We start from the raw sequence: 25,765 nt of genomic DNA on the forward strand, positions 1-25,765 counted from the left end.
CAAGCTCATGATATTTCGTTAATAATTGGAATTTCGTCAAGGTTTCTAGGCCTTTGGCGAGGGCTTCCAGGGGTGTTCCGACGTGCTGTTTCGGCACGCGACCGACGGTCGTCAGACGGTAATTTTAACGATTGCCGACGCGAAAACTTTTTAGCGAGGCTGCTCGATCATTCTCAAACTGTGTCGGAATATGACAAAATCAAGGCGGAACGGGTCACGATCTGGCGTCGGAACGATGGAAAAACGGCGTCGCACCCCAGAATCACCTGATCCGCGCACGCCGTTTGCGAATCACTCTCAGACCGCTGCCAGCGGTCCGGTCCCGTGGACAGCCGCTCGATCATGACAAGACGATATGACCTGGATCACGTGGCGCCCGCTTCCCAAGCGCGTGTTGTTGTCCCGGAACCGCTGCACACTTCCGGCAGACATTAGGAGAGAAGGGACGGGCTCCAAGCTGAGGCCGGTTGCGACTGCCGCGGCAGGTGCAGAAATCGTCACGGTGCGAGAAATCGCGCCGCTGCCCGACGTTCAGGGATTGCTGCGGGTGGCTACACCGGTTCGAGGACGCGTTTGGTGCCGCCCCAGGAGATGAAGTTCGGGTTGGCAAAGTCGAAATCGGCGGCAGTTCCGGTCTTGCCGTAGGTCAGCGGTGCGCCGTCCAGCGTCACCGTCGAACCGCCAGCGGCGCGCAGCACCGCATCGCCAGCCGCTGTGTCCCATTCCATAGTACGCGTGAAGCGCGGATAGACGTCGGCCTTGCCTTCGGCCAGCAGGCAGAATTTCAGCGAGGAGCCGATATTCGTGCATTTGGAGATCGCGTGGTGGGCGAGGAAGTTTCCGGTCTCCGGGCTGTTGTGACGAAGGCTTGCAAGCGCCAGCCTGTCGTCCGGCTGTTCGCGCACGGCGATTGCGGCGCGTGCGCCAACCGCGAAATCATCGGTCACGACGAACCTTTGCGCCCGCCCCCGTTCTCCTGAGAAGGCAAGGCCGAGCGCCGGCGCATAGACGATGCCGGCCACCGGGGCGCCGTTCTCGATATAGGCGATGTTGACGGTGAATTCCTGCCGCCCATCGACGAATTCGCGCGTGCCGTCGAGAGGGTCGACCAGGAAGAAGCCTCGGCCGGCGATGTCGGGCACCTTTCCGGCGGCGACGGATTCTTCCGCCACGACGGGTATTTCGGGATAATCTCTGGCGAGATGAGCGAGGATGATGCGTTCGGCCTCCTCGTCGGCGACCGTCACTGGACTTGCATCCGCTTTCATGGCGACCGGGAAGCCATTGCGCAAGACCGTGATAATGGCCTTGCCGGCTTCGAGCGCCGCCCGTTCAAATGTCCTCAGCATTGTCCTTTTGCCGTTCGCCATGCGGCGAGCACCCCACGGTCGCTCATCCGCAAACCATCCCTTTCACCACATGCTTGATATGGTGCTTCCCGTCGCGCTCTGCATCCCCGATACCGCAGTTCCACGATGCTACCATAAGTTTTCAGTGATGTCAGACGAAGATCGGGCGTCTGCTGGTGAAATGGTATTCGTAAAAGAACCTGGGTTGGGGTTTGAATTTGCGCCATCTTCCAATTCTATGGAATCGCTTGTGCGACGAACGGCGTAGAAAATCGACGGCGACATCTTCGGATCGTTAACTCGCTGGCAGTTTATGACCAAAAATAGGTCCTTCCTTGCCGATTTTCTGTGGACTTTGGTTCAAAATGCGCCAGTTAGGCCTGTTCGGACAAGAATTTGTCGGAGTAAATCCTTTTTGTCTTCACATTTCCAACGAAACCGGTATGCATTCGGCCTATGAGGTTCTCTGAAACGGGGAACCAAAGAACCAAAAAGAGATGCAGCCTGTTGGGCTCGTATCCAGGGGAAAACGACATATGGAGTATTTCGTCCAGCAGCTCTTCAATGGGCTGACGCTCGGATCCATCTATGGCCTTGTGGCTATTGGCTATACGATGGTTTACGGCATTATCGGCATGATCAATTTCGCCCATGGCGACATTTTCATGCTCGGTGGTTTTGCCGCTCTTATCGTCTTTCTCGTCCTCACATCCATCTTCGCAGGTCTTCCGGTGGCGGTTCTGCTGCTGGCGATGCTTGTCGTCGCGATGCTGATGACGAGTTTGTGGAATTGGACGATCGAGCGAGTCGCATACCGTCCGCTGCGCGGTTCCTTCCGCCTGGCGCCGCTGATCACCGCCATCGGCATGTCGATCGTGCTGTCCAATTTCATCCAGGTGACGCAGGGTCCGCGCAACAAGCCGATCCCGCCGATGATCAGCTCGGTCTATCAGTTCGGCAACGTCTCGGTGTCGCTGAAACAGATCGTCATCATCGTGATCACGGTCGTGCTGCTCGCCGTCTTTTGGTACATCGTCAATCGTACCGCACTCGGCCGTGCCCAGCGCGCCACGGAGCAGGACCGCAAGATGGCGGCGCTGCTGGGCGTCAATGTCGACCAGACGATTTCGATCACCTTCGTCATGGGTGCGGCACTGGCCGCCGTCGCCGGCACGATGTACCTGATGTATTATGGTGTCGCCTCGTTCGCCGACGGCTTCACGCCGGGTGTCAAGGCATTTACGGCAGCCGTTCTCGGCGGCATCGGCTCATTGCCGGGCGCGGTTCTCGGCGGATTGATGATAGGCCTGATCGAATCGCTGTGGTCGGCCTATTTCACCATCGCGTACAAGGATGTCGCGACGTTCGCCATCCTCGCTTTCGTGCTGATCTTCAAGCCGACGGGTATTCTTGGACGGCCGGAAGTCGAGAAGGTGTAACGTCATGGCAAACATTGATAATTCCGCAGGCAAGCCCGATGCAGGACTTGTCCGTAAAGGCCTTACCGAAGCTCTTTTCGCCGCCATCCTGTCGTTCGGCATGTTCGTTTTGTATGTCGGCCTCAAGACCGATCAGAACATCAACAACGAGTTGATCATCGTCCAGCGCTGGGGGCTGCTTGCGATCTTCGTCGCTGTCGCCGCGATCGGCCGCTTCGCCACGGTGGTTTTCCTGCGGCCGCATCTCGACAGCCGCAAGCTGGCAAAGGCGAGACAGGGTGAACTCGCCATCTCAACCGAGAAGAGCTTCTTCCACCGGCATTTCCTAAAGATCGCGCTGATCGCGCTGCTGCTTTATCCCATGGTGGTGGTGGCGATCAAAGGGCCTCAGGGCTCGCTGACATATGTCGACAATTTCGGCATCCAGATCCTGATCTATGTGATGCTTGCCTGGGGGCTGAACATCGTCGTCGGCCTCGCCGGTCTTCTCGATCTCGGCTATGTCGCCTTCTACGCAGTCGGCGCCTATTCTTATGCGCTGCTTTCGAGCCATTTCGGCCTGTCCTTCTGGGTTCTCCTGCCGCTTTCCGGCATTTTCGCCGCACTCTGGGGCGTCATCCTCGGCTTCCCGGTGCTGCGCCTGCGCGGCGACTACCTCGCCATCGTGACGCTCGCCTTCGGCGAAATCATCCGCCTCGTCATCATCAACTGGACGGATGTCACCAAGGGGACTTTCGGTATCTCGAGCATTCCCAAGGTGACGCTCTTCGGCATTCCCTTCGATGCGACGGCCGGCGGCTTCGCCAAGCTTTTTCACCTGCCGATGTCCTCGGCTTACTACAAGATCTTCCTTTTTTACCTTATCCTGGCGCTCTGCATGCTGACCGCCTACGTGACCATCCGACTGCGCCGCATGCCGATCGGGCGCGCCTGGGAAGCGTTGCGCGAAGACGAGATCGCCTGCCGTTCGCTCGGCATCAATACGGTGACGACCAAACTCACGGCCTTTGCGACGGGAGCGATGTTTGCCGGTTTCGCCGGGTCCTTCTTTGCTGCCCGTCAGGGCTTCGTTTCGCCGGAATCCTTCGTCTTCTTGGAATCGGCCGTCATCCTCGCCATCGTCGTCCTCGGCGGCATGGGTTCTCTGACCGGCATTGCGATCGCCGCAATCGTCATGGTCGGCGGCACCGAGTTGCTGCGCGAAATGGACTTCCTGAAAGTGATCTTCGGGCCGACTTTCACGCCAGAATTGTATCGCATGCTGATCTTCGGCCTCGCCATGGTCGTGGTCATGCTGTTCAAGCCGCGCGGTTTCGTCGGTTCGCGTGAACCGACCGCCTTCCTCAAGGCGCGCAAGGCAATATCCGGAAGCTTCATCAAGGAGGGCCATGGTTGATGAGCCCCGTCACCAACACCATGTCCAGCGATACGCTTCTCAAGGTCGAACACCTGTCGATGAAGTTCGGCGGTCTGATGGCCATCAACGACTTCTCCTTCGAAGCCAAGCGCGGCGATATCACCGCGCTGATCGGGCCGAACGGTGCCGGCAAGACCACCGTCTTCAACTGCATCACCGGCTTCTACAAGCCGACGATGGGGATGATCACGCTCAACCAGAAGAGCGGCAAGCAGCACCTGCTGGAGCGTTTGCCGGACTTTCGCATCACTAAAGAAGCCAAGGTGGCGCGCACCTTCCAGAACATCCGGCTATTCTCCGGCCTGACGGTTCTCGAGAATCTGCTCGTCGCCCAGCACAACAAGCTGATGAAGGCGTCGGGTTATACGATCCTCGGCCTCATCGGAATCGGTCCCTACAAACGGGAGGCGGCCGCATCAATCGAGCTTGCGCGCTATTGGCTGGAGAAGGCCGATCTGATCGACCGCGCCGACGATCCGGCAGGCGATCTGCCCTACGGCGCCCAGCGGCGTCTAGAGATCGCCCGTGCCATGTGCACCGGCCCGGAACTGCTATGCCTGGACGAACCGGCCGCCGGCCTGAACCCGCGGGAATCGGCTACGCTCAACGCGCTGCTGCAGAGCATCCGCGCTGAAACCGGAACATCTATCCTGCTCATCGAGCACGACATGTCGGTGGTCATGGAAATCTCCGACCACGTCGTCGTCCTAGAATACGGCCAGAAGATTTCAGATGGCACGCCGGATCACGTGAAGAACGATCCGAAGGTCATCGCGGCCTATCTCGGTGTCGAGGATGAAGAAGTGGAAGAGGTGATCGCAACCGTCGAGCAGCTCGAAGGAGGCGCAAACTGATGGGCGATGAAGTAATGACGGGTCAACCGCTCCTTCAGGTAAATGGCGTCGAAACCTATTATGGCAATATCCGTGCGCTGGCTGGCGTCGATGTCCAGGTCAACAAGGGCGAGATCGTCAGCCTGATCGGCGCCAACGGCGCCGGCAAGTCGACGCTGATGATGACGGTCTGCGGCAGCCCGCAGGCCCGTGTCGGTTCGGTCGTCTTCGAGGGCCGCGACATCACCAAGCTTCCGACCCATGAAATCGCCCGCCTGCGCATCGCGCAGTCGCCGGAAGGTCGCCGCATCTTCCCACGCATGACGGTTCTGGAGAACCTTCAGATGGGCGCCGGCCTCGACAATCTCAAATACTTCACCGAGGACGTCGAGAAGATATTCACGCTCTTCCCACGTCTCAAGGAACGCCATGCCCAGCGCGGCGGCACCCTTTCAGGCGGCGAGCAGCAGATGCTGTCGATCGGCCGCGCGCTGATGGCGCGCCCGAAGCTGCTGCTTCTCGACGAACCCTCGCTTGGTCTGGCGCCGCTGATCGTCAAGGGCATCTTCGAGGCGATTCGGAAGCTTAATGAACAGGAAGGGTTGACGGTGTTTCTTGTCGAACAGAACGCATTTGCCGCCCTCAGGCTTTCGCACCGCGCTTACGTGATGGTGAACGGCAAGGTAACGATGAGCGGCTCCGGCAAGGAGCTGCTCGCCAATCCTGAAGTCCGTGCTGCTTATCTCGAAGGCGGAAGACACTAGCTCGAAGGGGGAGTTTGACATGCAGGGACTTTTCTTCGAAAGCGATACCGGCGCCCGCTTGATCATCCGCGCGATCGTCGTGCTGATTGGCTTCTGGACGGCCTGGCGCGCCGGCAAGGCGGTTGCCGAAGGCTGGAACGACTATCCGCTGACTGTCGTCTACACCTTCCTACTCGCCTGGGCGATGCAGTTCCTGCACCACGCCCTGTTTGATGGGCCGATGCTCAGCACCCTCTACTACTGCATCGATTTCGTAATGCTGCTGGTCTTCTCGACGGCCGGCTTCCGCTTTCGCCGTACCAATCAGATGGTCAACAACTATTACTGGCTGTATGAAAAAACTTCCGCGTTTTCGTGGAAGGACAAACATTGACAGTCCGTTGAAACTAGGCATGAATTGCCTTCAGAGTGGAACAGCTTTCCTAGCGCAGTCAATGGTGGGTAGTGCGCTGGGCCTTGGACCGGAACCCGCCCAAAAATTGGGAGTAACAATATGAAGAAGTCTCTTCTGTCGGCAGTGGCTCTGACGGCGATGGTCGCCTTCAGCGGCAACGCATGGGCCGACGTCCTCATCGCAGTCGCTGGTCCGCTGACTGGCCCGAACGCCGCGTTCGGCGCTCAGCTCCAGAAGGGCGCCGAGCAGGCGGCCGCCGACATCAATGCTGCTGGCGGCATCAACGGCGAGCAGATCAAGCTCGAGCTCGGCGACGACGTCTCCGACCCGAAGCAGGGCATCTCGGTCGCCAACAAATTCGTTGCCGACGGCGTCAAGTTCGTCATCGGCCACTTCAACTCTGGCGTTTCGATCCCGGCTTCGGAAGTCTATGCCGAAAACGGTATCCTCGAAATCACCCCGGCCGCTACGAACCCGAAGTTTACGGAACGGGGCCTCTGGAACACGTTCCGCACCTGCGGCCGTGACGATCAGCAGGGCGCCATCGCCGGCAAGTATCTTGCCGATCACTTCAAGGACGCCAAGATCGCCGTCGTTCACGACAAGACACCTTACGGTCAGGGTCTTGCTGACGAAACCAAGAAGGCGATGAATGCCGCCGGTCTGACGGAAGTCATGTACGAAGGCATCAACGTCGGCGACAAGGACTTCTCAGCCCTCATCGCCAAGATGAAGGAAGCCGGCGTCTCGATCATCTATTGGGGCGGCCTGCACACGGAAGCCGGTCTCATCATCCGCCAGGCCGCCGATCAGGGCCTGAAGGCAACGCTGGTTTCGGGCGACGGTATCGTTTCGAACGAACTGGCCTCGATCGCTGGCGACGCTGTTGCCGGTACCTTGAACACTTTCGGTCCTGATCCGACGCTGAACCCGGCCAACAAGGAACTCGTCGAAAAGTTCAAGGCCGCCGGTTTCAACCCGGAAGCCTACACGCTCTATTCCTATGCTGCGATGCAGGCGATCGTCGGTGCCGCCAAGGCTGCCGGTTCGGTGGATCCTGAGGCTGTTGCTACGGCCATGAAGGAAAAGGGTCCGTTCCCGACGGTTCTCGGCGACATTTCGTTCGACGCAAAGGGCGACCCGAAGATCCCTGGTTACATCATGTACGAATGGAAGAAGGGCGCGGACGGCAAGTACACCTACGTCCCGCAGGGCAAGTAAGCTTTCGCTACCTTTGTGAGCGATGACTATCGAAGCCCGGTTCCGACCGGGCTTCTTTCTTTTTGCGAAACGTTCCAATTTCCGCCGGGCTGGTCTAAAGTTCGTCGCGATCTTTCGGAATCGCTCCTCGCGCTTTAGGTCTTTGTTTTTACGCAAGTCGTTAGCGCAAAACCGCTGCACACTTTTGCGCGACATGCTTTAACTCTCGTCATCCTTTTGAAGCGTCGAGTGGAGCCGCCCATGTCTAAACCCCGCATTCTCGTCACCCGGCGCTGGCCAGCCGCGGTGGAGGCCGTCCTTGCCGAACGTTTCGATGTGACGCTCAACGGCAACGACAGTCCGCTCGGCGAATATGAGCTGAGGCTGGCGCTTTCTACCTATGATGCGGTGCTGCCGACGGTTTCCGATCGGTTGCCGGTCGCCGTCTTCGAAGGCGCGCCTGTGGTCACTAAGATCCTCGGAAATTTTGGCGTCGGCTATAATCATATCGACATATCAGCCGCCAGGGCGAAGGGCATTGCGGTGACGAATACGCCCGGCGTGCTGACCGACTGCACGGCCGATATCGCCGTGCTGCTGCTGCTCTCCGTTGCCCGGCGCGGCGGCGAGGGCGAACGGCAACTGCGCGGCGGCGAATGGACGGGCTGGTGCCCGACCCATATGATCGGCACCAAGGTAACCGGCAAGACGGTCGGCATCATCGGCTTCGGCCGGATCGGCAAGGCGTTTGCGCAACGCTGCCATTTCGGCTTCGGCATGGACGTCGTGTTCTTCAATCGCTCGACCGTCGATCCCGCGGAGGCGGCGCGGTACGGCGCGCGGCAATTGCCGGCGATCGAGGATGTGCTGGCGGCTGCCGATTTCGTTTCGTTGCACTGCCCTGGCGGAGCAGAGAACAGGCACCTGATGAATGCGGCGCGGCTTTCGACGATGAAGCCGAATGCTTTTCTCATCAATACCGCGCGCGGTGACGTGGTGGATGAGATGGCGCTCATTGCAGCACTTGAAGCGGGGACGATTCGTGGCGCCGGGCTTGACGTCTATGAGGCGGAACCTGACGTGCCGAAGGCGCTGCGGCGGATGGAGAACGTCATGGTGCTGCCGCATCTCGGCAGCGCTACGGAAGAGACGCGGACTGCCATGGGTATGAAGGTGGTCGACAACGTGACGGCATTCTTCGAGGGCAGGGACCTGCCGGATCGGGTGGCTTGATGCGGTTGTCGTCCCGTCCTCACATCTCGTGCAGCACGTGCGTGGCCTTGACGGCTGCTGACGCCCGGTTCTCAACGCCGAGCTTCACGTAGATCTGTTCGAGGTGCTTGTTCACCGTGCGCGCCGACAGTCCCAATATTTCGCCGATGTCGCGGTTAGCCTTGCCTTTGGCGATCCAGAGCAGAACTTCGGATTCGCGCTGGGTGAGCGAGAAGCGCTGGCGCAGTGCCTCGTCGTCGCGCCGCTGGTTGGCGGCGGTCAGGCGGAAGAGATATTCGTCAGGCCCGATTGCGCCAAGGAAGGCGAGTTGCAGCGCCGCCTGGCCGGCATGGGCGATAGAGATAACGCTGTCGCGCACTGCGGCTGCGCGGTCGCGCATCCAGCCCGCGATATGGCGGACGACGATTTCCATGCCGTCGTCGCTGCCCATGGCGGCGTTGACGAGCCGTGTTGCTTGCGGCGTCGACCAATGGATGGCGCCATCGCCTTTGACGGCCAGCAAATGGCGGCCGGCTGCGTCGAGCGCGACGCGGGCGCTTTGGGCCGAGCGAGCATTGCGCAGATGGACACGAATGCGGGCGCGCAGTTCGTCGATATTGATCGGCTTGCTGAGATAGTCGACACCGCCGGATTCCAGCGCGTGCACGACATGTTCGGTCTCGGTCAGGCCGGTCATGAAGATGACGGGCACCTGCGCCACCGCGGCATTCGCCTTCAGCCGGCGGCAAGTCTCGAAGCCATCCATGGCGGGCATGACGGCGTCGAGCAGGATGAGATCGGGGGTGATGCGCTCGACGATACCCAGGGCCGCGGTGCCTGACGTGGCGATCAGTACGGAAAAGCCGGATTGTTCGAGCGCGTCGGTCAGGAAGCCGAGCGCTTCGGGCGAGTCGTCGACGAGCAGAACGATGTCGCGAGGGAGGGCCGGCTCAGCCAATGGGTTCCACCTTTTCGTCGAAGTCGTGCAGGAAGGTCATGAAGCCGGCGAGATCGAAGGCGGCGACATAGGCGCGAAGTTTCTCGGTGAATGGCTGATTTGCCTCCACCCTGGCAAGGTCCGAAAGCTTGGCTTCGATGCCTCTGATATAGCCGATCTCACCGAGCCGCAGCAATTCCTGCACATGGGCAGCACCTGGGCTCGGCATCGGCACTTGGGTCTTAACGGGAACTGCGGGTGCGGCGTCGGCATAGACCCATTTCAACCCAAGATGCAAAGCGAGCTTGTCGCGGAGCTGGCGGATGTCGACCGGCTTGCCGATCGCATCATTGTGGCTGTCGTCACTGTCGCTGAGAACAGCGGCATCACCGATATTGGCCGAGAGCATCAGCACCGGCGCTGTCTGGCCGGCCTCGCGCAGACGCGAGACGAGCTGCCAGCCGTTCATGCCGGGCATCAGGATATCGACGAGGAAGAGGTCCGGCATGATGCCTTCGATCAGCGTCAGGCATTCGGCGCCGCCCGCCGCCGTCAGTACGATGAAATCGAGGGGTGCCAGGATTTCGCGCATCATCTCGCGATGGTCTTCGTTATCGTCGACGATAACGAGCGTGCGGCGCGGGCCGTCATAACCGACGATGCGCTTCTCCTGCGGCGCGGCGGCCACGGCGCGCATGACGGCCGACAGCATGAGACGGACGCGGAAAGTCGAGCCCTCGTCCTTGACGCTCGAAACCGAAATCTCGCCGCCGAGCGTGTTGGTCAGAAGCCGGGTGATGGTGAGGCCGAGGCCGAGGCCCGGCATCGGCCGCACGCTTTCGGCCTCGCCGCGCTGGAAGGGTTCGTAAATGCGGGGAAGATCTTCCTCGGTGATGCCGCGGCCGGTATCGGCAACGGTGAAGGTCGCCACCTGGTTGCGATAGCCCACATCGAAGGTGACGCTGCCTTCGTCGGAAAACTTGATGGCATTGGAGAGCAGGTTGACGAGGATCTGGCGCAGCCGCTTTTCGTCGGTACGGACGAATTGCGGCAAGGTCGGCGAGCGCTCGTGGATGAAGACGAGGCCTTTTGCCTGCGCCTGCGGGCGGAACAAATCGACGATCTGGTCGAGGAAATCCTGGATGTTGATCTCATTGGAGTAGACCTGCAGGCGGCCGGCCTCGATCTTGGAAATATCGAGCAGGCCGTCGATCAGTCCGGAGAGGTGTTCGGCGCTGCGGCGGATGACCTTGATCGAGGATTGACGTGGCGCCGGGATGGTTTCGTCGCGCTCGAGGATCTGGGCATAGCCGAGCACGGCGTTGAGCGGCGTGCGCAGTTCGTGGCTCAAGCCCACGACGTAGCGGCTCTTGGCGCGATTGGCGGCCTCTGCCGTCTCCTTGGCGCTCTGCAAGGCGGTGTCGGTCTTCTTGTGGGCGGCGATCTCCTTGAGCAGCAGCGTATTCTGGCGCGAGGATTCCTCCTCGGCGACGACGCGGCTGTCATGGGCGAGCACATAGAACCAGCAAACGACCCCTGATATCACCGAGAAGACGAAGAAGACGATGAGGATAGTGCGGTTGACGACCTCGGCTGTTTCAGGCGAGGCGGCGGCGACCTGATGGGCGATCATCGCCAGGATTGCGCCGATGGCGGTCAAGGCCAGCACGACGGCGATGCCGTAGCGGCCGAGTCGCGTCGTCAGCTTCCCCAGAATGGCGTCGGGCAGCAGTACCTTGGCGACGGTGCCGACCTGCGCGTTGAAACGGGCGGCCGGCTTGCACATGTCGTGGCAGCGGCGGTCGAGCGAGCAGCAGAGCGAGCAGATCGGCGCGGCGTAGGCCGGACACCAGGCCATGTCCTCCGGCTCGAACGGGTGTTCGCAGACGGAGCAAGTGATGTTCGTCAGGTTCTTCCAACCGTGTCGCGGCTTGCGCGCGAGGTAAAACTTGCCTTTCGTCGCCCAAGCGAGCACCGGCGAGGCGATCAGCGCGATGACGAGGGTGATATAGGGAGCGAGCGAGGCGGCGATCTCGCCGAAGGCACCGAAATGGGCAATCAGCGACACCGTCGCCGACAGCGTCATGGCGCCGAGGCCGACCGGGTTGATGTCGTAGAGATGGGCACGCTTGAACTCGATGCCGGGTGGAGCGAGGCCAAGGGGCTTGTTGATGAAAAGATCGGCGGAGATCGTGCAGAGCCAGGCCATGGCGATGATCGAGAAGATGCCGAGCGTTTCCTCCAGCAGCCGGTAGATGCCAAGCTCCATCAAAAGCAGGGCGATCGCGACGTTGAAGACTAGCCAGATGACGCGGCCAGGATGGCTGTGGGTCAGCCGCGAGAAGAAATTCGACCAGGCGAGCGAGCCGGCATAGGCATTCATCACGTTGATCTTCAACTGCGAGATGACGACGAAGGCGGCCATCAACAACAGCGCAGCGGTGTGCCAGGGGACCATGTAGCCGAAAGCGGTCAGATACATCTGCGCCGGGTCCGCGGCACGATCAAGCGGCACGCCCGAGGCAAAGGTCAGCACGACGAGGAAGGAGCCGGCAAGCAGTTTCGGCGCGCCGATAATGACCCAGCCGGGTCCGGCGAGAAAAACAGCCAGGCGATGGCGCCACTTGCGCTGCGGGTCCGGCGGCAGGAAACGCAGGAAGTCGGCCTGTTCGCCGATCTGCGACATCAGCGCCAGGATGACGGCAGAGGCAGCACCGAACTCCACCAGATCGAAATCGGCGACGGTGCCTGGCGGACCGGAGGCATGGCGGATGCCGGCAAAGGCGCGCCAGAGATCGAACTTTTCCCAGTCCAAACAGGCGATGAAGATGAAAGGCAGGATATTCAGCACGATCCAGAAGGGCTGGGTCATCAGCTGGAACTTGCTGATCAGCCGCACGCCATGCGTCACCAGCGGGATCACCATGACGGCGCTGATGATGTATCCGATCCAGAGCGGGATGCCGAGGGTGAGCTCCAATGCGCCGGACATGATCGAAGCCTCGATCGCAAACAGCATGAAGGTGAAGCTCGCATAGATCAGCGAGGTGATGGTCGAACCGATATATCCGAAGCCGGCGCCGCGCGTCAGAAGATCGATGTCGACGCCGTGGCGGATGGCGTAGCGGCTGATCGGCAGGCCGATCGCCAGCATCGCGATGCTGGCGACGATAATGGCATAAAAGGCGTTGGTGGTGCCGTAGGAGAGGGTGATTGCGCCGCCGATCGCCTCGAGCGCCAGGAAAGAGATTGCGCCGATCGCCGTCTGCGAGATGCGTTGCGAAGAGAAATGGCGTGCGCTCTTTGCGGTGAAGCGCAACGCATAATCTTCCAGCGTCTGGTTGGCGACCCAGCGATTGTATTCGCGTCTTACCGGAATGATGCGTTGGCGCGCTGCCATGTCTTCCTTTCAGCATTCCGGTTGGGGCTCATCGTCTTCCAGCGAGTTTTGGCGGGATGGAGCGGAAAGGCAAGAGGCGGACGCCGGGTGGTTCACAGAATGGCAATATTTTTGAAATTGACCTGTCACACAAGAACTCTACCTCTCCCCGCGTTCGTTCAACTATTTCGGGTATTCCATGTCTGCTTTAAGCCTTTGCCGCCTGAGCACCGCCCTCGTCTGCCTTGTTTCCATCGTGCCTTCGTTTGCCAGCGCCGATCAGGCCACGGCGGCGAAAGCGCCCTATGCCGAAGCCGGAAACACCAACAAGCGCGGGGACGCCTGCTTCTCGACGGTCGACACCAACGCCGCCGTTCACCTCCTCTCCGGCTTCCTTGAAATCTGGACCCCGCGCACGTCCTTCGTCGATGCAGGTGTCGAAGCCCCGGCCAAGGACAATTGCCCGGCGGTCGCCAAGACGGATTGGGATGGCATTCCCTCCAGCAAGACCGACGGCCATATCGTCAACCAAGCCGTCCATGACGCCAACATCGCCTATGTCGTCAATGCGACGCGGGCGCGGACGGCCGATCAGGCGGTGGCCGCCTATCTCGACGACCGGCGCGGCAAGAATGCTAGCATCGTCGATGGCCTCGGTCCGCTGACGGATGCCTGGAAAGCCGGCTCGAAGCAGACCACCACGATCACCGAAGTGGCGGCTGATGCAACGACGGTCAAATATGACGACAGGGGCAACAATCGCGGCGCCGGCAGCAAGCCGGATACGGAAAACAAGACCGATGCAAACCCGGACATGGGCCTTGCTATCGATTTCATCAACGCCGCAAGCGGTGACGGCTCGACGGAACCCGCCAAGCGCTATTTCAAATATGGCCGCCCCTATCGCTGGAGCCAGGACGTGTCGGTCGTCCCGACGCTTGAGCCGGCCAAGAGCGGCAAGCCGGTCGAGGACGGCGGTTTCCCGAGCGGGCATACGGCGGAAGCCTGGCGGGATGCGCTTGCCATGGCCTATCTCGTGCCGCAGCGCTTTCAGGAAATGATCACGCGTGCCAGCGAACTGGGCGAGGATCGCATCCTCGCCGGCATGCATTCCCCTCTCGACGTGATGGGTGGCCGGATGCTCGGCACTGCGACGGTCGTCTATAATCTGAACAAGGCCGACAATGCCGCGCTGAAGAGCGATGCGTACACCCGGGCACAGTCATGGCTCCTCGCCAAATCAGGCGTTGCCGATGCGGGCGCGCTTGCAGTCGCCGCGCATGCGGCGCCGCTCGCCGCAGACCGTTTTGCCGATCATGACGCCAATCGCGCTTACGTGCTGCAGCGCCTGAGCTACGGAATGCCGACGATCCATGCGACCGATCAGCCGGCTCGCGTGCCGCAGGGCGCTGAAGCGCTTCTCGAAACGCGCCTGCCCTATCTCGACGTCGAACAGCGCCGCGACGTGCTGAAGACCACCGAAATCGCCTCGGGTTATCCGCTCATTGACGATGCGGAAGGTTACGGTCGTCTCAACCTGTTTGCCGCCGCCGATGGTTACGGTGCCTTCGAGCAGGATGTCACCGTGACGATGGACGCGGCAAAGGGCGGCTTCAATTCGATCGATACCTGGCGCAACGACATCGCCGGCAAAGGCAGGCTGGTAAAACGCGGCAGCGGCACTCTCGGGCTTTCGGGCGCCAACAGCTATGCTGGTGGCACCGTGCTCGAAGACGGCGCGCTGGTGGCTGGATCGCCCTCGGCCTTCGGTGCCGGCGCCCTTACGGTCAATGGCGGTTCGCTCGTCGTGGCGGCAGACAAGCCTTTGATCGTAGGCGGTGATTATCAGCAGCTCGCCCATGCAACGGTAAAGCTGGCGCTCGGCGCGAACGGCGCCGGCACGCTGGCCGTCGAGGGCAAGGCTGCGCTCGCCGGCGATCTCGAGGTGACGCTTGCCGATGGCATTACCCCTATACCCGGAACGAAGATCGAGATCCTGAAGGCGGGTGGTGTCGTCGGCACCTTGGGTAAGGTCACCGTTTCCGAACACAAGGCCAGCCTCTCTTACGGCCCGACAGCCGTCATCTTGACGATCGACGAATAATTCTTCGCATAGAACCGACAGGGCATCTCCCGCTGGGGGGATGCCGCTTTCTTCGATCTGTCCGTTTGCCCCCGCGCCTACGTCATTTTGCGTATGTGTTTTTGCGATGCAGCACCCGATAGTCCCCTCGGCAACAGTTAAATTCCGTTTCCGGCCTGTTGCGGAACAAGAAGAGGGGCTCAACCAGATGAATCTCAGATCCACGATCACCGGCGCTGCGCTCGGTGCCGTCATGGCGGCATCGGCCGCATTCCACGGCGCGGTGGCCGCCGAGGACACGATTAAAGTCGGCGTATTGCATTCGCTTTCCGGCACGATGGCGATTTCCGAAACCACGCTGAAAGACGCCATGTTGATGCTCATCGACGAGCAGAACAAAAAGGGCGGCCTTCTCGGCAAGAAGCTCGAGGCCGTCGTCGTCGATCCGGCTTCCGACTGGCCGCTGTTTGCCGAAAAGGCCCGTGAACTGATCCAGAAGGACAAGGTTGCCGCCGTCTTCGGTTGCTGGACCTCGTCCTCGCGCAAATCCGTGCTGCCGGTATTCGAAGAGCTGAATTCGCTGCTCTTCTATCCCGTGCAGTATGAAGGCGAAGAATCCTCGCGCAACATCTTCTACACCGGTGCTGCTCCGAACCAGCAGGCCATTCCGGCCGTCGACTACCTGATGGAAAAAGAAGGCGTCAAGCGCTTCGTTCTTGAAGGGACCGACTACGTCTATCCGCGCACGACCAACAAAATTCTCGAGGCATACCTGATTTCGAAGGGTATTCCGAAAGAAGACATCATGACCAACTACACGCCGTTCGGCTTCTCCGACTGGCAGACCGAAGTTTCCAAGATCAAGGAATTCGGTTCGGCTGGCAAGAAGACCGCCGTCGTCTCGACGATCAACGGCGACGCCAACGTTCCGTTTTACAAGGAACTGGGCAACAAGGGCATCAAGGCAACCGACATTCCTGTCATCGCCTTCTCGGTCGGCGAAGAAGAACTTGCCGGTCTCGACACCAAGCCGCTTGTCGGCCATCTCGCTGCCTGGAACTATTTCGAGTCGGTCGAAAGCCCGGCCAACAAGAAGTTCATCAAGGACTGGCACGCATACACCAAGAACGACAAGCGCGTGACGAACGACCCGATGGAGGCTGCGTATATCGGCTTCAACGCATGGGTTAAGGCCGTCCAGGCTGCCGGCACGACCGATACCGACAAGGTTCTCGACTCCATCATCGGCGTCAGCGTTCCGAACCTCTCCGGCGGTTATGCGACCGTCATGCCGAACCACCACATCACCAAGCCAGTGCTGATCGGTGAAATCCAGGCCGACGGCCAGTTCGAAATCGTCCAGCAGACGCCCGCCGTGGTCGGCGACGAATGGTCCGATTACCTGCCTGATTCCAAGGACCTGATCTCCGATTGGCGCAAGCCGATGTCCTGCGGCAACTTCAACGTCGCTACCGGCAAGTGCGGCGGCAAGGGTTCCTGAGTACGACCCCGGTCAGATGATTGCCTGAAGACTTCCGTCCGGGTTTGATACCGGGCGGAAGCTCCGTCCCAGCGATTGCGCCGCGAGGCCAACACACTCAAGGGCGAGAAAGCTGATGTATCGCGCCATAAAGATTTTCCTCATCACGCTCTGCCTGACGTTCTCGGGCCTGACATTTTCCGGCCTCGCATTTCCGGGCCTGGCAACATCGAGCGAAGTTCGGGCAGAGGACGATATCCACGTGCTCATCGATGCGCTCGGCGCCGGCGACTTCCCGGAACGCGAGGCGGCCATCAAGGCGCTGGTCGCCTCCAAGGACCCGCATGTCAGCCAGATCCTGCAGCAGTTGAGCACCGGCTTTCTCTACGTCAATTCCGATGGCGGCCCAGTGCTCCTCCAGGGCGGCACCGATGACGAACCGACCTATTCCGATCCGATCACCGGCGAAGCCGCTGCCGATGTCGATCCGGATCTGATGACCAAGGTCAAGATCAACAATGCACTTCGCGGCGTCATCAGCGCCGCCACCAGCCAGCTGACGCTGATGAGCCCGGACCGTTCGGCGCGGCTCGCGGCGGCGCAGGGCCTGCTGAAAGACGCCAATCCCGCCAATCTCGACCTGCTGAACGCGGCGCTTGCGGCTGAAAAGGACGCCGAGATCAAGAATACGATGGAAGCGGCGCGCGCAGTGCTGCTGCTCAAGACGGATGCGAGCGTCGAAGACAAGAAGGCTGCGATCGATACGATCGCAGCTCGCGGTAATCGTGATGCACTGACCATTCTCACGACCACACTCGAAACTGCGCCCGATGATCTGAAGCCGGCGATCCAGGCAGATATCAGCACGATCAATCGCAGCCTGGCGCTGTGGGATGTCGTCCAGAACGTCTGGTACGGATTGTCGCTCGGCTCGGTGCTGTTGCTTGCCGCGATCGGCCTTGCCATCACCTTCGGCGTCATGGGCGTCATCAACATGGCGCATGGCGAAATGGTGATGATCGGCGCCTACACCACCTACGTGGTGCAGGAATACATTACCTCGACCTTTCCCGGTGTGGCGGACTATTCGCTTGCCTTTGCCGTGCCTGCCGCCTTCGTCTTTACCGGCTTCGTCGGCCTTGTCATCGAGCGCGCCGTCATTCGCTATCTCTACGGCCGCCCGCTCGAAACGCTGCTCGCCACCTGGGGCGTGTCGCTGATCCTGCAACAGGCCGTGCGCAGCATCTTCGGCCCAACCAACCGCGAGGTCCGCAATCCGACCTGGATGTCCGGTGTCTTCGATCTCGGCGGGCTCTCCATCACCTGGAACAGACTGTGGATCATCGTCTTTTCGATGGTCGTCTTCGTAACGCTGCTCCTGCTGCTCAAGCGGTCAGCTTTCGGGCTGCAGATGCGTGCCGTCACGCAGAACCGCCGCATGGCATCGTCGATGGGCATCCGCACAGGCTGGGTCGACGCCTTCACCTTCGCGCTCGGTTCGGGCATTGCCGGTATTGCCGGGGTGGCGCTCAGCCAGATCGACAACGTCTCGCCGAACCTCGGCCAATCCTACATCATCGACAGCTTCATGGTGGTCGTCTTCGGCGGTGTCGGCAATCTCTGGGGCACGCTGGTCGGGGCGCTGTCGCTCGGCGTCGTCAACAAGTTCCTCGAGCCCTTCGCCGGCGCCGTGCTCGGTAAGATCCTGGTGCTCGTCCTCATCATTCTCTTCATCCAGAGGCGTCCCCGCGGACTCTTCGCACTCAAAGGAAGGGCGGTGGAAGCATGATAACGGCCTTCCTTCTCCGATCACTCGATCGTAAGATCGTCATTGCCATCGCCCTGCTGCTTCTGGTCGCGGTTCTCGTGCCGGTGCTGAACCTGATGACCGGGCCGACCAATCCGCTGCACGTGCCGACCTATATCATGTCACTGTTCGGCAAGTATCTGACCTATGCGCTGCTGGCGCTGGCGCTCGATCTCGTCTGGGGCTTCTGCGGCATTCTCTCGCTCGGCCACGGTGCCTTCTTTGCGCTCGGCGGTTATGCGATGGGCATGTATCTTATGCGCCAGATCGGCACCCGCGGCAGCTACGGCGACCCAATCCTGCCCGATTTCATGGTGTTCCTGAACTGGAAGGATCTGCCCTGGTTCTGGTACGGCTTCAACCACTTGTGGTTTGCGGCGCTGATGGTGCTCGTCGTGCCCGGCCTGCTCGCCTTTGTCTTTGGCTGGTTCGCCTTCCGCTCACGCGTCAACGGCGTCTATCTCTCGATCATCACCCAGGCGATGACCTACGCGCTGCTGCTGGCCTTCTTCCGTAACGACATGGGCTTCGGCGGTAATAACGGCCTGACCGATTTCAAGGACATTATCGGCTTCAACGTCCAGGCTGACGGCACGCGTGCAGCCCTGTTTGCGGCAACCGCGGTCTTGCTGGCGCTGTCGCTGCTGCTTGCCTCGGCGATCGTTCGTTCGAAGTTCGGCAAGGTGCTGGTCGGCGTGCGTGATGCCGAAAGCCGCACGCGCTTCCTCGGTTACCGCGTCGAGCATTTCAAGCTCTTCACCTTCGTCGTCTCGGCGATGATGGCGGGCATTGCCGGCGCGCTCTATGTGCCGCAGGTCGGCATCATCAATCCCGGCGAATTCGCTCCTGCAAACTCGATCGAAGTGGTCATCTGGACAGCGGTCGGCGGACGGGCGACGCTGATCGGACCGATCATCGGCGCGATCCTCGTCAATGGCGGCAAGACGATCTTCACCGGCCTCTTCCCGGAGTTTTGGCTGTTTGCGCTCGGTGGTCTCTTCGTCGCCGTCACTCTGTTTCTGCCAAAGGGTGTCGTCGGCACGATCGCCCAATATCTCGGCAGGCGGAAAGCCGTCTCCAAGGCTGCCCCACCGGTGGCGCAGGAAGACGGCATCGAACCTAAAATCCAGGCCGCGGAGTGAGCAGCATGATCCCCGACGTCAAACCCACCAGCGTGCTTTATCTTAACGGCGTCTCGGTTTCCTTTGACGGCTTCAAGGCGCTGAATTCGCTGTCGATCGTGATCGAGCCCGGCGAACTGCGCGCCATCATCGGCCCGAACGGGGCCGGCAAGACCACGATGATGGATATCATCACCGGCAAGACGCGGCCCGATGAGGGTGAAGTGTTCTTCAATGGCATGATCGACCTTACCAAAAAGGACGAGGCCGATATCGCCGAGCTCGGCATCGGCCGCAAATTCCAGAAGCCGACGGTCTTCGAAAGCCACACGGTCTGGGACAATCTGGAACTGGCGCTGAACCGCCGCCGCGGCGTGTTCTCGACGCTGTTCTATCGGCTTTCGCGCGGGGACAAAGCACGCATCGAAGAAATCCTCGAAACGGTGCGGCTGACGTATCGGCGCGACGAATTCGCCGCCAACCTCTCGCATGGGCAGAAGCAGTGGTTGGAGATCGGCATGCTGCTGGCGCAGGAGCCGAAGCTCCTGCTCGTCGACGAGCCGGTGGCCGGGATGACGGATGCGGAGACGGCGGAAACGGCGATCCTGCTCAAGGACATCGCCAGGACCCGCTCGGTCGTCGTCGTCGAACACGACATGGGCTTCATCCGCGACCTCGGCGTCAAGGTGACCTGCCTTGCCGAAGGCTCGGTCCTGGCTGAGGGATCAATCGACTTTGTGAGTTCCGATCCGAAGGTGATCGAGAACTATCTGGGGCGGTGAGGGATGATGCGTCGATTGAATGTTGGTGGGTGTGTCACCCCTCTTCAACCCCTCCCCACAAGGGGGAGGGGCTTAACCTGGGCGCTCGCTCATCACTACGATTGCCAGCTTTCTTATGATCTCTTGGGAAGTGGGACGGTAGCTCCGAGCTTGTCCCTCTCCCTTGTGGGGAGGGGTTGGGGAGGGGTCTTTTGGGGACCCACAAAGATTCTGGAGACGGCATCATGCTGACAGTCGAAAACGTAAACCTGCACTATGGCGCCGCCCAGGCGTTGCGTGGCATCTCCGTCAAGGCGGAGATGGGAAAGATCACCTGCGTGCTGGGGCGGAACGGCGTGGGGAAGAGTTCGCTTCTGCGCGCCGTGACCGGCCAGCATCCACTGTCGGCCGGCACCGTTACCTTCAATGATACCAGACTCAATGGCCTGCCGCCTTTTGCCCGCGCCAAGCAGGGCATCGGCTATGTGCCGCAGGGGCGCGAGATCTTCCCGCTGCTGACAGTCAAGGAAAATCTCGAAACCGGCTTTGCTCCGCTTGGCCGCGGCGACCGGAATATTCCCGACGACATCTTCAGTCTCTTCCCGGTGCTGAAGTCGATGTTATCGCGTCGTGGCGGCGATCTTTCCGGTGGCCAGCAGCAGCAACTGGCGATCGGACGCGCCATGGTGACCCGGCCTCGGATTCTCGTGCTCGACGAGCCGACCGAGGGCATTCAGCCGTCGATCATCAAGGATATCGGCCGGGCCATCCGTTACCTGCGCGATTCCACCGGCATGGCGATTCTGCTTGTCGAGCAATATCTCGACTTTTGCCGGGAGCTTGCCGATTACGTCTACATCATGGATCGGGGCGAGATCGTGCATGAAGGCCTTGCCGAAACGCTGGATACGCCGGAGGCCCGCCGTCACCTGACCGTCTGATCGGCAAATGCTGCATTTTTCGGCAGCTAGCAGAGCGCCTTTCAAATCTTCCAGCTCCGCTGCGGGTATCCCTGGACGGCATGGGACTTGCTTGCTTTCCGTTATCCGCGCGATGGAATGAAACCGGTGGCGCGACCGAAAGGGACGGTACGATGATTGCGGCGGCAGGGACGAGACCGCAAAGAGCGGAGGGACGCGGGCATCTGGCGGCAAAGCTGTTTGATGGCCGCACGCGTCTGCGTGAACTCTATCAGGAGGGCGCGGCGAAGATCCGCCTGCCCGATACGTTCGATGCCTCGATGGAAGCCGTCATCATCAACACAGCAGGCGGGCTGACCGGCGGCGACCGGATGGACTGGAGCGTCGTGGCCGGTCCCGCCACGAAGATCGACGTCACCACCCAGGCCTGCGAGAAGATCTACAAGGCGTCGGCCGGCACGGCCGAGGTGACGACCAGCATTAAGGTCGGAGCCCAAGCGAGGGTCGACTGGCTGCCGCAGGAAACGATCCTCTTCGATCGGGCCGCACTTTTCCGCAGGCTCGATGTCGATCTTGACGAAGGCTCCGAATTTCTGGCCGTCGAAGCTGTGTTGCTCGGCCGCAAGGCGATGGGCGAGACGGTGGAAACCGGGCTGTTTCGCGACCGCTGGCGCATCCGACGCTCGGGTCAACTGATCCACGCCGAAGAGCTCAGACTTTCCGAAGGTGTCTCGGCACTGGCGGCGCGGCAGGCGGTGCTCGGCGGACAGGTGGCCTTTGCGACGCTGCTTTATGCCGGGCCGCTTTCGGAAGCCTATCTCGGCAGGGTGCGGCCGCTCATAGAAGGATCGATGGGCGGTGCGAGCGCCTGGGATGGCAAGCTCGTCGTCCGTCTTGCAGCGGCCGACGGCTTTGCACTTAGAAAAATCCTGATCCCGGTCATTTCCGCCTTGCGCAATGGTGCGCCTGTGCCGAAAGTCTGGAATCTATGAGTTCAATAGGCAGGTAGACGATGAACCTCACTCCGAGAGAAAAAGACAAGCTGCTGATATCCATGGCGGCGATGGTGGCGCAGCGGCGGCTGGAGCGTGGCGTCAAGCTGAATTATCCCGAGGCGATCGCGCTGATCAGCGATTTCGTCGTCGAAGGCGCCCGCGACGGCCGTCCTGTCGCCGAGCTGATGGAGGCCGGCGCCCATGTGATCGGCCGCGACCAGGTGATGGAGGGCATTGCCGAGATGATCCATGACGTGCAGGTGGAGGCGACGTTCCCGGATGGAACCAAGCTCGTCACCGTGCACGAACCGATTCGGTAAGGAGACAGGGATGCTCGAACTCAGGCCCAACTGCGAATGCTGCGACAAGGATCTGCCGCCGGAGAGCACCGAGGCACGGATTTGCACCTACGAATGCACCTTCTGCGCCGATTGCGTCGACGACGTGCTGAAGGGTGTCTGCCCCAACTGCGGCGGCAATCTCGTTGTCAGGCCTATTCGGCCGGCGGCGATGCTCGTCAAAAACCCGGCGTCGACAAAGCGTGTGCTGAAGGCCGAGGGCTGCGCGCCCAAGGCGGCTTAAGGAGGACGAGATGATTCCAGGCGAGATCATTGCCGCAAGCGGCGACATCGAACTGAATGCCGGCGCGCCGACGGTGACGCTGGATGTTTCCAATACGGGCGACCGGCCGGTGCAGGTCGGCAGCCACTATCATTTCGCCGAGACCAATGCCGGGCTCTCCTTCGATCGCGCGGCAGCGCATGGCACGCGGCTCGATATTCCGGCGGGAACGGCCGTGCGCTTCGAGCCGGGGCAGACGCGTTCGGTTACGCTCATCCCGCTTTCCGGCAAGCGCGAAGTCTATGGCTTCCGTCAGTTGGTAATGGGCAAGCTTTAACGGGAGAGGCGCATGCGCTTGAACATTTGCCTCATCGGGGCGGCGATGCTGGTAGCGGCTGGTACCGCCTCCGCTCAGGATGTCGATTGCAACAATCCGAAGACGCAATCGGAGATGACCGCCTGCGAGGCGGCGCGTCACGAGACCGCCGACAAGGCGCTGAATGCGCAATATAAGAAGACGCGTGCCGCCATGGTGGCGATCGACAAGGATCTGGATGGCGACATGAAAGGTGCGGAACAGGCGCTGGTCAAGGCTCAGCGCGCCTGGATCGATTATCGCGACGCCGAATGCGATGCCTTCGGCTTTCAGGCCCGCGGCGGCACGCTGGAGCCGATGCTGGTTGTTGGATGTCTCGCCGACATCACCGACAAACGCACGAAAGAGCTGAAAGAGCTTGAAGACACGATGAGCAACTAAGGTGACCAAGAAGATCATGATCGTCGGCAATGGCGAGATCGCAGAGAAAGAGGCAGGCGTCATCGATGCCGCTGATTTCGTCATCCGTTTCAATGATTGCCGTTCCTACGGGGCTGGCGGCAGCCGCACGGATGCCGTCGCGGTCTGCAATACCGGCCGGCCGGCAAAGGCGATGCTCGGTTCGCCACAATGGCGTGCCCATCCCGGCGTCGTTTCGGCGCGCGAAATCTGGAGTGTGCGCGATCCGGAAAAATTCGCCGCGATGCGGGCGCCGCTTGCCGTCTCACATCCGGAACTCGACGATTTCTGCGACGACTATACGGATGAATTCACTGCCTTCTGCGCTGATACCGGCAAGACGCATGTCGTCATCGGCAAGGCGGTCCACGAGGCTGTCGATGCCTCGCTGTCGGCCTTCGCGCCGGCGCCTTACATTGTGCCGAGCAGCGGCATGATCGTCATTGCCGAGGTGCTGAACAGCTATGCCGATGCCGAGGTGACGCTTGCCGGGTTCGGTCATGTCGGCTGGGAATGGCACCCGTTTGCCGCCGAAAGGCAGCTTGTCGATGCCTATATTGCCGCGGGCCGCCTCAAGCGGCTTAGCGGGGAAACGCTTATCTCTTCCTCCCATGGAGCCTGATGGATGCCCTACAAGATCTCGCGCGCCGCCTATGCCGGCATGTTCGGACCGACCACCGGCGACAAGGTGCGCCTTGCGGATACGGAACTCTTCATCGAGATCGAGAAGGACTTCACCACCTATGGCGAGGAGGTGAAGTTCGGCGGTGGCAAGGTCATTCGTGACGGCATGGGCCAGAGCCAGGTGACGCGGGCGGATGGTGCGGTCGATACCGTCATCACCAATGCCGTGATCGTCGATCACTCCGGCATCTACAAGGCCGATATCGGGCTTAAGGACGGGCGCATCGTTGCGATCGGCAAGGCGGGCAATCCCGATATGCAGCCTGGCGTCAATATCATCGTCGGTCCGGGCACGGAGGCGATTGCCGCCGAAGGCAAGATCGTCACTGCTGGCGGCATGGACAGCCATATTCACTTCATCGCGCCGCAACAGATCGAGGAAGCGCTGATGTCAGGCATGACCTGCATGCTCGGCGGCGGCACGGGACCGGCGCACGGCACGCTTGCCACCACTTGCACGCCCGGTCCCTGGCATCTCGCGCGCATGATCGAAGCGGCCGACGCCTTCCCGATGAACCTCGCCTTTGCCGGCAAGGGCAATGCGTCGTTGCCGGGGGCGCTGACCGAGATGGTGCTGGCCGGCGCCACCTCGCTGAAGCTGCACGAGGATTGGGGCACGACGCCAGGCGCTATCGATTGCTGCCTGTCGGTCGCCGACGAATATGACGTGCAGGTAATGATCCACACCGATACGCTGAACGAAAGCGGCTTTGTCGAAGATACGATCAGTGCCATCAAGGGCCGCACCATTCATGCTTTCCACACGGAAGGGGCGGGCGGTGGGCACGCGCCTGACATCATCAAGATCTGCGGTCAGCCGAACGTCATTCCGTCGTCTACCAACCCGACCCGGCCCTATACGGTCAACACCATCGCCGAACATCTCGACATGCTGATGGTCTGCCATCATCTGTCGCCGTCGATCCCCGAGGATATCGCGTTCGCGGAAAGCCGCATCCGCAAGGAGACGATCGCCGCCGAGGATATCCTGCACGATATCGGCGCCTTCTCGATCATCTCGTCCGACAGCCAGGCCATGGGCCGCGTCGGCGAGGTGGCGATCCGCACCTGGCAGACGGCCGACAAGATGAAGCGGCAGCGCGGCCGGCTGAAGGAGGAAAAGGGCGATAACGACAATTTCCGCGTCCGCCGTTATATCGCCAAATATACGATCAATCCGGCGATCGCTCATGGCCTCAGCCATGAGATTGGCTCGGTTGAGGTCGGCAAGCGTGCCGACCTGGTGCTCTGGAATCCGGCCTTCTTCGGCGTGAAGCCCGACATGGTGCTGCTCGGTGGCTCGATCGCCGCCGCGCCGATGGGGGATCCGAACGCGTCGATCCCGACGCCGCAGCCGGTGCACTACCGGCCGATGTTTGCTTCCTATGGCAAGAGCCTCACCAATTCCTCCGTCACCTTCGTCAGCCAGGCCTCGCTCGACGGTGGCTTGAGGGGCCGGCTCGGCGTCGCCAAGCAACTGGTCGCGGTGAAGAATACGCGCGGCGGCATCTCCAAGGCATCGATGATCCATAACGACCTGACACCCGAGATCGAGGTCGATCCGGAGACCTATGAGGTCAGGGCAAACGGCGAATTGCTGACTTGCGAGCCGGCGACGGTGCTGCCGATGGCGCAGCGCTATTTCCTGTTTTAG

Annotated in this window: 23 protein-coding genes; 20 read left to right on the forward strand and 3 right to left on the reverse strand. The window is 60.9% G+C overall.

What is annotated here, in order from left to right; translation table 11 throughout:
- Window positions 1–551 precede the first annotated feature (551 nt).
- Window positions 552–1,349, reverse strand: coding sequence for a 3'(2'),5'-bisphosphate nucleotidase CysQ (cysQ, locus tag HJB84_RS18420; protein WP_221116554.1), 798 nt, complete (start codon window positions 1,347–1,349; stop codon window positions 552–554).
- Window positions 1,350–1,885: 536 nt separating this feature from the next.
- Between cysQ and HJB84_RS18425 the strand changes: the two genes are divergently transcribed.
- The 7 genes from HJB84_RS18425 (at window position 1,886) to HJB84_RS18455 (ending at window position 8,629) form a co-directional block, all read left to right on the forward strand.
- Window positions 1,886–2,788, forward strand: a complete 903-nt coding sequence (locus HJB84_RS18425) for a branched-chain amino acid ABC transporter permease (RefSeq protein ID WP_207581537.1) — start codon at window positions 1,886–1,888, stop codon at window positions 2,786–2,788.
- 4 nt (window positions 2,789–2,792) lie between these two features.
- Window positions 2,793–4,184 (forward strand): high-affinity branched-chain amino acid ABC transporter permease LivM, encoded by a 1,392-nt coding sequence (gene livM / locus HJB84_RS18430; RefSeq protein WP_164014065.1) that lies wholly within the window; start codon window positions 2,793–2,795, stop codon window positions 4,182–4,184.
- Entirely contained in the window at window positions 4,184–5,059 is an 876-nt protein-coding gene (locus tag HJB84_RS18435) for an ABC transporter ATP-binding protein (protein ID WP_207581536.1), read from the forward strand. The genes livM and HJB84_RS18435 overlap by 1 nt, the downstream gene beginning before the upstream one ends.
- Window positions 5,059–5,802 (forward strand): ABC transporter ATP-binding protein, encoded by a 744-nt coding sequence (locus tag HJB84_RS18440; RefSeq protein WP_207581535.1) that lies wholly within the window; start codon window positions 5,059–5,061, stop codon window positions 5,800–5,802. The genes HJB84_RS18435 and HJB84_RS18440 overlap by 1 nt, the downstream gene beginning before the upstream one ends.
- 19 nt (window positions 5,803–5,821) lie before the next feature.
- Complete coding sequence (locus HJB84_RS18445) at window positions 5,822–6,175, forward strand: DUF6867 family protein (protein WP_207581534.1); 354 nt, start codon at window positions 5,822–5,824, stop codon at window positions 6,173–6,175.
- Window positions 6,176–6,295: 120 nt separating this feature from the next.
- On the forward strand, window positions 6,296–7,417 hold the full coding sequence (locus tag HJB84_RS18450; RefSeq protein WP_207581533.1) for a branched-chain amino acid ABC transporter substrate-binding protein: 1,122 nt from the start codon (window positions 6,296–6,298) through the stop codon (window positions 7,415–7,417).
- A 240-nt stretch (window positions 7,418–7,657) separates the two neighbouring features.
- Window positions 7,658–8,629 carry a D-glycerate dehydrogenase gene (locus tag HJB84_RS18455; RefSeq protein WP_221116555.1) on the forward strand — a complete coding sequence of 324 codons (972 nt, stop codon included), beginning with the start codon at window positions 7,658–7,660 and terminating at the stop codon, window positions 8,627–8,629.
- Window positions 8,630–8,648: 19 nt separating this feature from the next.
- Here the strand turns inward: HJB84_RS18455 and HJB84_RS18460 are convergent, their stop codons facing one another.
- Together HJB84_RS18460 and HJB84_RS18465 are read right to left on the reverse strand one after the other, a co-directional pair.
- Window positions 8,649–9,566: a response regulator transcription factor gene (locus HJB84_RS18460; protein ID WP_207581531.1), complete on the reverse strand. Its 918-nt coding sequence runs from the start codon at window positions 9,564–9,566 to the stop codon at window positions 8,649–8,651.
- Complete coding sequence (locus tag HJB84_RS18465; protein WP_221116556.1) at window positions 9,559–12,945, reverse strand: ATP-binding protein; 3,387 nt, start codon at window positions 12,943–12,945, stop codon at window positions 9,559–9,561. The genes HJB84_RS18460 and HJB84_RS18465 overlap by 8 nt, the downstream gene beginning before the upstream one ends.
- A gap of 178 nt (window positions 12,946–13,123) precedes the next feature.
- Between HJB84_RS18465 and HJB84_RS18470 the strand changes: the two genes are divergently transcribed.
- The 13 genes from HJB84_RS18470 (at window position 13,124) to ureC (ending at window position 25,765) form a co-directional block, all read left to right on the forward strand.
- Window positions 13,124–15,028: a phosphatase PAP2 family protein gene (locus tag HJB84_RS18470; protein ID WP_221116557.1), complete on the forward strand. Its 1,905-nt coding sequence runs from the start codon at window positions 13,124–13,126 to the stop codon at window positions 15,026–15,028.
- 187 nt (window positions 15,029–15,215) lie between these two features.
- Window positions 15,216–16,508 (forward strand): urea ABC transporter substrate-binding protein, encoded by a 1,293-nt coding sequence (urtA, locus tag HJB84_RS18475; RefSeq protein WP_164014049.1) that lies wholly within the window; start codon window positions 15,216–15,218, stop codon window positions 16,506–16,508.
- 115 nt (window positions 16,509–16,623) lie between these two features.
- Window positions 16,624–18,276, forward strand: a complete 1,653-nt coding sequence (gene urtB, locus HJB84_RS18480) for an urea ABC transporter permease subunit UrtB (protein WP_207581528.1) — start codon at window positions 16,624–16,626, stop codon at window positions 18,274–18,276.
- Window positions 18,273–19,436: an urea ABC transporter permease subunit UrtC gene (urtC, locus tag HJB84_RS18485; protein WP_207581527.1), complete on the forward strand. Its 1,164-nt coding sequence runs from the start codon at window positions 18,273–18,275 to the stop codon at window positions 19,434–19,436. The genes urtB and urtC overlap by 4 nt, the downstream gene beginning before the upstream one ends.
- Window positions 19,437–19,441: 5 nt before the next feature.
- Window positions 19,442–20,197, forward strand: a complete 756-nt coding sequence (gene urtD / locus HJB84_RS18490) for an urea ABC transporter ATP-binding protein UrtD (RefSeq protein ID WP_207581526.1) — start codon at window positions 19,442–19,444, stop codon at window positions 20,195–20,197.
- Window positions 20,198–20,421: 224 nt separating this feature from the next.
- The gene (gene urtE / locus HJB84_RS18495; RefSeq protein ID WP_207581525.1) at window positions 20,422–21,117 is read left to right on the forward strand and encodes an urea ABC transporter ATP-binding subunit UrtE; all 696 of its coding nucleotides are present in this window, start codon (window positions 20,422–20,424) and stop codon (window positions 21,115–21,117) included.
- 152 nt (window positions 21,118–21,269) lie between these two features.
- Complete coding sequence (locus tag HJB84_RS18500) at window positions 21,270–22,088, forward strand: urease accessory protein UreD (RefSeq protein WP_207581524.1); 819 nt, start codon at window positions 21,270–21,272, stop codon at window positions 22,086–22,088.
- A 20-nt stretch (window positions 22,089–22,108) separates the two neighbouring features.
- Window positions 22,109–22,411, forward strand: coding sequence for an urease subunit gamma (locus HJB84_RS18505; protein ID WP_028743291.1), 303 nt, complete (start codon window positions 22,109–22,111; stop codon window positions 22,409–22,411).
- Between the two features lie 10 nt (window positions 22,412–22,421).
- A complete protein-coding gene (locus HJB84_RS18510; RefSeq protein ID WP_207581523.1) occupies window positions 22,422–22,673 on the forward strand; it encodes a DUF1272 domain-containing protein in 252 nt (83 codons plus the stop codon).
- 10 nt (window positions 22,674–22,683) lie between these two features.
- Window positions 22,684–22,989, forward strand: a complete 306-nt coding sequence (locus HJB84_RS18515) for an urease subunit beta (protein WP_207581522.1) — start codon at window positions 22,684–22,686, stop codon at window positions 22,987–22,989.
- A gap of 12 nt (window positions 22,990–23,001) precedes the next feature.
- Entirely contained in the window at window positions 23,002–23,409 is a 408-nt protein-coding gene (locus HJB84_RS18520; RefSeq protein WP_207581521.1) for a lysozyme inhibitor LprI family protein, read from the forward strand.
- 16 nt (window positions 23,410–23,425) lie between these two features.
- On the forward strand, window positions 23,426–24,049 hold the full coding sequence (locus tag HJB84_RS18525) for a Urease operon accessory protein (protein ID WP_207584363.1): 624 nt from the start codon (window positions 23,426–23,428) through the stop codon (window positions 24,047–24,049).
- Window positions 24,050–24,052: 3 nt separating this feature from the next.
- Window positions 24,053–25,765, forward strand: coding sequence for an urease subunit alpha (gene ureC, locus HJB84_RS18530; RefSeq protein WP_207581520.1), 1,713 nt, complete (start codon window positions 24,053–24,055; stop codon window positions 25,763–25,765).

Source organism: Rhizobium sp. NZLR1b, from assembly GCF_019685155.1.
Taxonomy (GTDB): domain Bacteria; phylum Pseudomonadota; class Alphaproteobacteria; order Rhizobiales; family Rhizobiaceae; genus Rhizobium.